Source organism: Gordonia sp. C13, assembly GCF_023218005.1.
GTDB classification, from domain to species: domain Bacteria; phylum Actinomycetota; class Actinomycetes; order Mycobacteriales; family Mycobacteriaceae; genus Gordonia; species Gordonia namibiensis.
In genome coordinates this window covers 131,274-141,099 of the sequence record NZ_JALPSY010000010.1, presented here as the reverse complement: position 1 = coordinate 141,099, position 9,826 = coordinate 131,274, and the positions used below count along the sequence as shown (strand labels likewise).

The window sequence follows — 9,826 nt, the reverse complement described above, 5'->3', positions numbered from 1 at the left end:
GTTCGTGTAGGGCCACAATGCATTCCACCACCAGCACGGGCCCGCCAGAATGTAGAAACACCGCGGCTATAGCACCCACAACTTCTACAAGATCCCCGAGCCGGCCGGCACACCACAGACAATGAGAATGCCCCGCTACCTTCGGGTCACGGGGCATTCGTCGTCTCTGTCAGCGAGCGAGCTTGAGTACCTCACCCCAGCCCAGGCGGGAGCCGGTACGGAGGATCGAGCGCTGATAGATGCGTGCTGCAACCCAGGTGGCGAGCGCACAGACAGCCGCCATGAGCACGAACGTGAGCACGATCTGGAGGGTGTTGGTGTCGCCGCTGGCGATCCGCATCGGCATGAGCGCCGCGCTGAACGGTGGAATCCAGCTGAGGGTCTTGATGAGGGTCGAGTCGAGCGCCTGCACACCGAAGATGCCGGCGTACATCACGCCCATCGCGAGAACGGTCAACGGGAACGATGCCGAGCTCAGTTCCTCCTGGCGGGACACGATCGCGCCGGTCGCGGCGTAGAGGGACGCGAAGAACAGGAAACCGAGCACGAACCAGGCGATGACGGCCGCGAACATGCCGACCGCGGCTCCGGGCAGCGTGAGGATTCCGGTTGCGGTGCCGGCGATCAGTGCTGTCGCACCGAGCAACACGACTTGAGTGAGCGCGACCGCACCGATGCCGATGATCTTGCCCCACAGCAGGTGCAGCGGCTTGATCGTTGCAAGCAGCAGTTCGACGACCCGGGAGGTCTTCTCCTCGACGACGCCGACGGCCACCATCGTGCCGCCCATCATGATCGCCGTGATCAGCAGGATGACGCCGACCAAGGCGATGACAAGCCGTTCTCCCTCATCCGGGCGCGCCGGGTCGAGCTGCGTCACCGAGATGTCCACGGCGGGCAGCGACGCCGCATCGACGCCTCGTGCCGCGAGTGCGTCGGTGAGGCCTACTTGCGACACCGCGGTCCGGATGGGGCCTTCGACAGCGGGGTCGGCGCCGTCCTTGCTCAGGATCACGTACGACCCGGGGTTGTCACCCGGCACGAGTGCCGCCGCGACGTCACCGTCGGCGACCTTGGCGCGGGCCTGCTCGACGGTGTCCACGGGCTCGGTCGCGATGGATGTACCGGCGGAGTCGCCGACCGCGACGATCGATTCGGTGATCGCTGCCGGTTGGCCGACCACCGCGACCTTCTCGACGTCCTCACCGCCGGCGAACAGGTTGATGAGGATGGCGCCGACGATGATCACGACCATCAGCAGGGCGGTGCTGACGACGAACGAGCGGGTCTTGGCCCGCGTGGTGATCTCGCGTTCGGCGACGAGCCGGATGGCCTGCGCGGCCGAGGCCTTGGCTGATGGGTTCGGTGTCGTGGTGGGGCTGTGGTGCAGTGTGGTCATGCCGAAACGACCTCTCGGAACATGTCGGTGAGGGACGGGGTGGACGTCGTGAAGCGGTGGACCGGACCGTGGTCGAGTGCTGCCGCCAGGATCTGCTGGTCATCGACCACATCCGGGTCGACGAGGAGTCGGGTGGTCTCGCCGTAGGCGGCCTCGCGGACACCGGGTAGTGCGTCGGCCCAGGCGACGTCGGCACGCGGGCCGGTGACCTCGAGGGTGATGCCGTCGCGGGAACGCAGGGCTTCGACCGTGCCCAGGGCACGCATCTCGCCGCGCACGACGATGCCGACTCGGTCGCACAGTCGTTGCACCAGATCGAGCTGATGCGAGGAGAAGATGACCGGGATACCCTCCGCGGCCTTCTCTTTGAGCACATCGCTCATGACGTCGACGGCGACCGGGTCGAGACCGGAGAACGGCTCGTCGAGCACCAGCACCTGGGGGTCGTGGACGAGCGCGGCAGCGAGTTGGACGCGCTGCTGGTTGCCGAGGCTGAGGTCGGCGACGTTGTCGTCGTACCTACTGCCGACGCCGAGGCGTTCGGTCCATCGTTCCACCGACTCCTCGGCCTCCGCAGTGTCCATGCCGTGCAGTTTCGCGAGGAAGGTGAGTTGCTCGCCGACCTTCATCTTCGGATAGAGGCCGCGTTCCTCGGGCATGTATCCGATACGTCGACGGAGGTCGAGGTCGATGGGGCGCTCGCCGAGCCGGACCTCGCCGGCGTCGGCGGAGAGAACTCCGAGGATGATGCGCATGGTGGTCGACTTGCCGGCGCCGTTGCTGCCCACGAAACCGAAGATCTCGCCGGGTTCGACATGAAAGGTCATGTCGCGCAGAGCCACCAGATCCCCGTAGCGCTTGTGTAATCCGTCGACGATGAGTGGTGCGTTCATGAGTCACGTTCCTTTCCGCCGGTGGCGGTGTCGGAGGGTGTCTGTGGGGGTTTGATCAGGTCTTCCGGGTCGGGATCGGCCATCCACCAGGCGATCAGCATGTTGGGCACGCAGATCGCGGTGAGTACCAGGGAGATCAGCAGGATGGCGCTGCCGTAGACCCACTGGCCGGGCACCTCGTCGCGCATGCTGATCCCGACGAGGACGAAGTACGGGATGAACATCACCGCGTAGAGCACGAAGAAGCCGAAGGATCGCGCCGAATTGCGTTGGGCCAGCTGGATCTCGTCGAGCGCGGACACCGGCGCGTCGGCGATGGAGCCGGTGACGATACGCAGCGCGATCTGGATGGTGATGACCGAGACCAGGCCGATGCCGAACGGCAGCAGGAACCATCCCGACGACTGGAAGGCCAGGAACGAGCTGGCGATGATGAAGACCAGCGCGCACAGCAGTGTGATCACCAGTCGCCGGTATGCGCGCTGGTTACGCCAGGTGGTCAGGCGATGGGCGTGCTTGGCGTTGAATTCTTCGTGTCGACGCCCCCGCCAGTTCTCGTAACGGCGCCAGACCTCGGGTTTCGCCGCCTCGGGGAACGCCGAGTTCGGGTCGTTCATCGGTCACCTCCGGTGTCGTTGCTGGGTGAGTCGTTCGGGGCCGGGCGCGTGTCACGCCGGTAGAGCTCGGCCGACATGGCGCCGAACGGGGTTCGGCTGAACACGGCTTCGACAGGAAGGTCGAAGACGTCGCAGATGCGGAAGGCGAGGTCGAGGCTGGGGTAGTTGTCGCCCCGCTCGAGGGCGCCGACGGACTGGACGTTGATGCCGACTAGTGTCGCGAGCTCGGCCCGCGACATCTGCCGTTCCGCACGCAGGACGCCGATGCGGTTGTAGATGGGAAGCTTTTCCCCACGGCGTATTGGACTCACGCCACCAAGTGTTGGGAAAACACAACAATCTGTCAATCCCCAATAACGCCGACGGCCACACCGTCGTGGTGGCGACGGGTCAGTGAGAGGCGACTTCCAGGAGGTCGGCAGCCACTCTCGCGGCTTCCCGGCCGGCTCGGTTGGCCCCGATCGTCGACGCCGACGGGCCGTACCCGATCAGCTGGATACGGGGATCGGCCTCGACGACCGTTGCGAGGCGACCGGTCATGGTGATGCCGCCACCCGGTGCGCGCAGCCGCAGCGGCGCCAGGTGATCGAGTGAACTGCGGAAGCCTGTGTTCCAGAAGATGACGTCCAGGTCCAGATGCTCGCCACCCGCGGGGCCGCAGTCCCAACAGACGCCGGTCTCGGTGATGCGGGTGAACATCGGGCGCCACGACAGGATGCCGTCGCGCTGGGCCGCGTCGATCGCGGGTGTCAGGGCGAGGCCGGTCACCGAGACAACCGACGTCGGGGGCAGTCCCGCGCGGACACGGCGCTCGACGCGTGCGACGGCCTCTCGTCCCTGCTCGGGCGTGAACGGTTCGGTGCTGAAGACCGGTTCGCGCCGCGAGCACCAGAACGTCTCGACGCCGGGCGCTTCGCGGGCGATCTCGATGAGCAGCTGAATCGCCGAGATCCCGGCACCCACCACGAGGACCCGCTTGCCGGCGAACTCCGCCGGTGACGTGTAGTCGTGCGTGTGCAACTGGCGCCCTCGAAAGTCGGCGGCGCCGGGGATGTGCGGGATGAACGGCCGGTCCCACGTGCCGGTGGCGTTGATGATGACGTTCGTGGTCAGGTTGCGGCCGTCGGCCAGCTCGACACCGAACCCCTCGCCCTCCCGTCGGACCGCCCGAACGTGTACCGGCCGATGGACGTTCAGGCCGAACTTCTCCTCGTAGCGGCCGAAGTACTCGGGGACCGCGGTGGCCGCGGGTAGCTGGTCGCAGTCGAGGCCGAGCGCTTCGACGATGCCCCACCCGGGGAGGTCGTGCACCCGATTGGCGGTGGCGAGGGTCAGCGTCGGCCAGCGGAACTGCCAGGCGCCGCCGGGGCCGGGCGCGTGGTCGAGCATCTGATACCGGTCGCCGAGGCCGAAGCGGTGCAGGAAGTAGGCCGACGACAGGGCTGCCTGCCCGCCGCCGATGATCAGGACGTCCGAGTGGGCCTCGACGTCGACCGCGTCCGAGTCGGTCCCTTCGACTTGGAGGGCGCTGCCCGGTGCGGTGCTGCTCGGCGTGGTGTTCGGCACCTCACCACCCTGTCACGACTCGGCCCGACAGTGTCATCGGTAGGCTTGGCCCCCATGATCCACTCCACCACCGACGGCGCCGTTGTCACCATCGAGCTCGATCGGGTCGACAAGCGTAACGCCCTCAACGAGGAGATGCTGAGCGGGCTGGCCGATGCCTTCGATGCCGCGACCGAGGCCGGTGCGCGGGCCATCGTGATAACCGGGCGCGGACCGGTGTTCAGCGCGGGGGCCGACCTGTCCGGCCCGGTCTACGACCCCGGCTTCCTCGACAAGCTCGTGTCCACGCTGCACCGCATCGAGTCGACGCCGGTTCCGGTCATCGCCGCTCTCAACGGTTCCGCGATCGGCGGTGGCCTCCAGCTGGCGATGGCAGCCGACCTCCGCGTGATGGCACCCGATGCAATAGCCGCGATCCCGGCCGCCAAACTCGGTGTCGCAGTGGACGAGTGGACCATCCGTCGGCTCGTCTCACTGGTCGGTGCCGGACAGGCGCGCGGCATGCTCATCGGTTGTGACCCGCTGAACGCCGACCGTGCCCACACCCTCGGATTCGCCAACCGCATCGGCGATCTCGCCGACGCCCAGCACTGGGCGGCCACCATCGCCGACCTCGCGCCGCTCACCCTGCAGCACTACAAGCTGGTCCTCAACGGCGACGGTGCCCGCGACACCGCACCCGAGGACCGGGTCGCCGCGATGGTGCGCGCCTGGCAGAGCGACGACATGGCCGAGGGGCGCGCCGCGCGCAACGAGAAGCGGCCGCCGAAGTTCGTCGGGCACTGACACGCGCACTCGGCCGGTTCAGCGCCGGTGGATGGGCCCGGTGCCCTGGTGCAGCGGGACGGCCTGGGCGCCATGCCTTTCCGCGATGAGCTGGGCCGCGATCGCAACAGCAACCTCGGCCGGTGTGTGACCGCCGAGATCGAGTCCCAAGGGTGAACGCAGACGCGACAGTTGTGTCTCGTCGACGCCCTCCGCGCGGAGGCGTTCGTCGCGATCCGCCGCGGTCCGGCGTGACCCGAGTGCGCCGACGAAACCGAAGGTCCGTGACTGCAGGGCGGTGCGGAGTGTCGGAACGTCGAACTTGGTGTCGTGGGTCATCACGCACAGCGCTGTGGTCGAGCGGATCTGCCGGTCCCGGATCTGTTCGGCGAGATAGCGATCGGGCCAGCCGACGATCACCTCGTCGGCGTCGGGGAAGCGTTCCGGTGTCGCGAACACGGGCCGCGCGTCGACGACGGTCACCCGCATCCCGAGCGTCGAACCCAGCGAACTGAGTGCGCGTACGAAGTCGTTGGCGCCCACCAGGATCAGACGTGCCGGCGGGGCGAAGGTATGCACGAAGGTGCGTGGCCGGTCCTCGGTCGGCGCAGCGGGATCGGTGGCCTCGCAGTCGTCGACGCCGATCACGCCGGTGCGACCGGTCTCGAGCATGTCGGCGACGTCGTGGTCGAGCCGTCGCCACGGCGGCCGGGAGGTCTCGGTCGCGACGTACCAGTCCGGGTGGGCGTTCAGCGTCGTGGCGACGGCGATCGGTTCATCGTCCGCGAGTGCGTCGGCGAGGCGTCGGAGTTGCCCCAGTCGTTCCGGCGTGGGTTCGATCCGTTCGACGACGACGTCGATCTGGCCGCCGCAGGTGAGGCCGGGCGCGGGATCACGAGGGTCCTCGATGCCGAACTGCTCGACGACCGCGAGCCCGTCCTCGAGCACCTGCTGTGCGGTGTGGACCAGGGCCGATTCGACGCATCCGCCGGAGACCGAGCCGATGACGGTGTCGTCATCCGTGACGACCATCGACGCCCCGACCTCGCGCGGTGCCGACCCGGACGTCGAGATGACCCGACACAGCGCCACGGGACGTGCGTCGGCGCCGTCGAGGACGGCGAGCAGGTCGGGCAGGATGTCGCGCATGCACTCCAGTTGACCAGATGGCGCCCGGCCGGGCCAGATGGGCTGGTGGCGGCGACGCCGACACCTGTGCAGAGGTGCCTGCTAGTCGCCCAGCACCCGCCGCAGGTAGTCGTTCGCGAACACGCGCGACGGGTCGAACCGGTCTCGCACCGCGCGGAACTCGTCGAAGCGCGGGTAGACGCTGCGCAGGTACTCCGCGTCGCGGGTGTGCATCTTGCCCCAGTGGGGGCGTCCGCCGAAACCGGTGAGGATCGCTTCGACGTCGGCGAAGTACGCGGCGGAGTCGGCCGGGTCGTCGCGGTGGTAGCGGTGGACGGCGATGTAGCCGCTGCGCCGTCCGGTGGCGGTGGAGAGCATCAGGTCGTCGGCCGCGGCGGCACGTACCTCGATGGGGAAGCTGACCCGGTACTTGCGGCGGTCCAGCAGCGCGCGGATCTCGCTCAGAGCCGCCGGGACGTCCTCGAGGGGGATCGAGTACTCCATCTCGCGGAAGCGCACATCACGGTCGGAGACGAAGATCTTGGTCGACGTGTCGGTGAGTTCGCGGGACGACAGGCTGCGGCCGGCAACCTGGTTGATGGCGGGGATCAGGCGCGGCGCGCGGACCCCGACCTCGCACAGCACGCGAAAGACCTTGTTGCTCAACAGCTCATCGTCGACGTACCGGCGGAACCGCGACGGTCCGGTGATCGGCGCATCCGTCCCGAGCCGAGTGTTGGTCTTCACGAGTGCGCAATTGGTGTGTGGGAAAAGGTAGAACTCGTGATGGTCCGACGAGGCGACACGGTCGAGGAACCCGGCGATCGCATCGTCCGCGGTGGCCGGGCCCTCGGCGGCATGCAGCCGGAAGTTGTCGACGCAGTCGAGCGTGATCTCGACGACGACCCCGAGTGCGCCGAGACCCAGGGCGGCAGCGCGGAGTTCGGGATCCTCGGGACCGATGGTCACGATCTCGCCCTCGCCGTTCACGAGTGTGACGCCCGCGACCTGCGTGCTGATGCCGCCGAACGCCAGTCCGGTGCCGTGGGTTCCGGTGGAGGTCGCGCCTGCGATGGTCTGCCGGTCGACGTCACCGAGGTTGGCCATCGCGAGACCCCGCGGTGCCAGCAGCGCGGGGATCTCGTGCAGGTGGGTGCCCGCGTGCAGCGTCACGCGGTGGCCGTCGGCGCCGGCCAGGCCGCGCAGACCGGACAGTTCGAGCTGGACGTCGTCGGCGACGGCGATGGGGGAGAAGCTGTGTCCGGCGCCGACGGTCTTGACCGTGCCGCCCCGCTCGGCGGTCTCCCGCACGATGTCGGCGATGGCGCCCACACTCGTCGGACGGAGCACGCGGCTCGGTGTCCACGACGCGGTGCCACCCCAGTTGCGCCAGCTGTGCCCGGCGGTGGTCGACGTCCCGCTCACAGAAAGCATTTCCCTTCGCCTCGGTAGGTGGGCACGACCTCGCCGACCACCGCGTGACCGGCGTCGTCGCGGTCGATGATCGCGACTTCCCGGGCACGTTCGCAGACCTCGCCGGACTTGGTGTGCCGGAACCATACTCGATCGCCGATCGCGATGCCCTGCGCAGCCTCGCCGCGCAGCGGGGTCTGCACCTCGCCGGCGGCCTCGGTGCCGACGAATTCGAGTCCGCTCGGCCACACGGGTTTCGGGAGGCGATCGGGTGCGGGCGGTCCGGAAGCGATCCAGCCACCGCCGGCGCAGGTGACGATGCCGCGGGCGGGGCGACGGACGACGTCGAGTCCGAACGACAGCGCGGGTGCCGGGCGGAACCGGGCGTACCCGTCGAACAGGTGGCCACCGAAAAGGCCGCTGCCCGCGGCGATGTCGGTGACGGACCGGTCGCGGGCGGTCTCCTCCAGGGAGCCGGTGCCGCCGCCGTTGACGAATTCCAGGTCGGCGATCTCCCGCAGCTCGCCGATGACCTTGCCGCGCCGGCGACGCAGCTCGGCCATCGACCGGCGCTGCATCATCCCGACCGCCCGGTTGACGACGGCCTTCCCGGGCACCGCGTCGGCGACGCCGGCGACCTGCGCCTCGTACGACATCACCCCGACCAGGTCGAAACCGTTCCGCGCGACGATGGCCCGGGCGAGGTCGAGCACGTCGCGTCGCGAATGGACCGGGGATCGGCGGACGCCGATGTGGACCCGACCGCCGAGGAGCCGGTAGGACGCATCGAGGTCGATGGCCACGCGGATCGGTCGTCGTGCGGCGGGTGGGGCGACGGCGTCGATGATGTCGAGCTGATCGATCGAGTCGACGAGCAGGCTCACGCGACTCGTCGCCGCCTCGTCGGAGACGAAGGCCGCCAGTGCTTCCCGGCGGACGCTCGGATAGCCGATGAGGATGTCGTCGATGTCCGAGGTCGTCGCCAGCCAGTGTGCTTCGGCGAGATCGTAGGCGAGCACACCGTGGAAGCCGGGACGACCGGCGAGGTCGGCGATCACCGAACGCACCCGGAGGGACTTGCTGGCGATCCGGATCGGGACACCTGCGGAGCGCCGCAACAGATCGGCCGCGTTGTGCTCGAGCGCTGCCCGGTCGAGGGCGAGGACCGGGGCGTCGAGGCCGGCCTCGCGTACCGCGGAATCGATTGACGCCCAGTACTGCTCGGGGTCGTTCACCCACAGTCCGTCGTCGAACTCCCCGATCGACGACGATCCATGGGTGGGACGCTCAGTCGAGCCTGACATAGGTGAAGAGCTGGTCGGAGACCGCGGTGATGATCGAGCTGATCACCTTGTCGTCACCGGTGCTCAGGAAGGTCAGCGTGATCGCGTTGGTGGCGGCGATGACGAACGGGCCGAGTTCCTCCACCGGACGGGTGAAGGACACCGGGGCATGGTCGGTGATGGCCTGCAGTCCGGCCGTGGCGATCCGGTACAACTCCCCGTACATGGCGTGGCCGACCTGCTGTAGCTCCGGGTGATTGTGCGCGTAGATGCCCAGCGCTATACCCGCCTGCATCCGGCCGGGATCGGCCTTCAGCAGGTCGTAGAACGCATGGAACTGCCGCTCCATGTTGTCCCGGATCACCTCGAGCGTGAAGGTGTCGCCGTACTCGGCGGCCGGCAGCACCGTGTGCAGCATCCGCTCGATGTCGTGGGGCACCGCCTGCTCCATCACCGCGCACAGCAGTGCTGTGCGGCTCTCGAACGCGTAATGGAAACTCGCGAGTGGCATCCCGGCGTGAGCGCAGATCCGGCGGGTGGTGGCACCTTCCACACCGTGATCGGCTATCACGCGGTAGGCCGACTCGATGAGCGCGCTTCGACGCTGTTCGACGGACATCCGTGGCACGACGGTCAACCCCTTGGCCAACATGCGCCTGCGCATGTGCGGTGGACAATGTTCGCCGCAGCCTACCAGTGCCGTTGTCGGTGTTTGCGCGGTTCATCACCCAAAAACGTGCCGATGTTTACCGTTGCTCACAA

The 9,826-nt window shown here is 68.2% G+C and carries 10 protein-coding genes; 1 reads left to right on the top strand and 9 read right to left on the bottom strand.

Translation table 11 applies throughout. From position 1 onward, the window contains the following. Nucleotides 1–169 precede the first annotated feature (169 nt). From M1L58_RS10955 to M1L58_RS10935, 5 genes are all read right to left on the bottom strand, one after another. Nucleotides 170–1,399, bottom strand: a complete 1,230-nt coding sequence (locus M1L58_RS10955) for an ABC transporter permease (RefSeq protein WP_248658912.1) — start codon at nucleotides 1,397–1,399, stop codon at nucleotides 170–172. After that, nucleotides 1,396–2,292 (bottom strand): ABC transporter ATP-binding protein, encoded by an 897-nt coding sequence (locus M1L58_RS10950; RefSeq protein WP_154884328.1) that lies wholly within the window; start codon nucleotides 2,290–2,292, stop codon nucleotides 1,396–1,398. The genes M1L58_RS10955 and M1L58_RS10950 overlap by 4 nt, the downstream gene beginning before the upstream one ends. Continuing rightward, entirely contained in the window at nucleotides 2,289–2,909 is a 621-nt protein-coding gene (locus tag M1L58_RS10945) for a hypothetical protein (protein WP_248658911.1), read from the bottom strand. The genes M1L58_RS10950 and M1L58_RS10945 overlap by 4 nt, the downstream gene beginning before the upstream one ends. Further along, nucleotides 2,906–3,220 (bottom strand): helix-turn-helix transcriptional regulator, encoded by a 315-nt coding sequence (locus M1L58_RS10940; RefSeq protein WP_006868274.1) that lies wholly within the window; start codon nucleotides 3,218–3,220, stop codon nucleotides 2,906–2,908. The genes M1L58_RS10945 and M1L58_RS10940 overlap by 4 nt, the downstream gene beginning before the upstream one ends. Nucleotides 3,221–3,299: 79 nt before the next feature. After that, nucleotides 3,300–4,475 (bottom strand): NAD(P)-binding domain-containing protein, encoded by a 1,176-nt coding sequence (locus M1L58_RS10935; protein ID WP_374112696.1) that lies wholly within the window; start codon nucleotides 4,473–4,475, stop codon nucleotides 3,300–3,302. Between the two features lie 54 nt (nucleotides 4,476–4,529). Here M1L58_RS10935 and M1L58_RS10930 point away from each other — a divergent pair, with 54 nt between their 5' ends. Then, nucleotides 4,530–5,261 (top strand): enoyl-CoA hydratase, encoded by a 732-nt coding sequence (locus tag M1L58_RS10930; protein ID WP_006868276.1) that lies wholly within the window; start codon nucleotides 4,530–4,532, stop codon nucleotides 5,259–5,261. An 18-nt stretch (nucleotides 5,262–5,279) separates the two neighbouring features. Here the strand turns inward: M1L58_RS10930 and M1L58_RS10925 are convergent, their stop codons facing one another. The 4 genes from M1L58_RS10925 to M1L58_RS10910 form a co-directional block, all read right to left on the bottom strand. After that, nucleotides 5,280–6,389 (bottom strand): XdhC family protein, encoded by a 1,110-nt coding sequence (locus M1L58_RS10925; protein WP_248658910.1) that lies wholly within the window; start codon nucleotides 6,387–6,389, stop codon nucleotides 5,280–5,282. Between the two features lie 81 nt (nucleotides 6,390–6,470). Then, nucleotides 6,471–7,802: a D-arabinono-1,4-lactone oxidase gene (locus M1L58_RS10920; RefSeq protein WP_248658909.1), complete on the bottom strand. Its 1,332-nt coding sequence runs from the start codon at nucleotides 7,800–7,802 to the stop codon at nucleotides 6,471–6,473. Further along, a complete protein-coding gene (locus tag M1L58_RS10915) occupies nucleotides 7,790–9,085 on the bottom strand; it encodes an alanine racemase (protein ID WP_248658908.1) in 1,296 nt (431 codons plus the stop codon). Before M1L58_RS10915 ends, M1L58_RS10920 begins: the two co-directional genes overlap by 13 nt. Beyond that, entirely contained in the window at nucleotides 9,069–9,728 is a 660-nt protein-coding gene (locus tag M1L58_RS10910) for a TetR/AcrR family transcriptional regulator (RefSeq protein ID WP_232717986.1), read from the bottom strand. Before M1L58_RS10910 ends, M1L58_RS10915 begins: the two co-directional genes overlap by 17 nt. Between the last annotated feature and the right edge of the window lie 98 nt (nucleotides 9,729–9,826).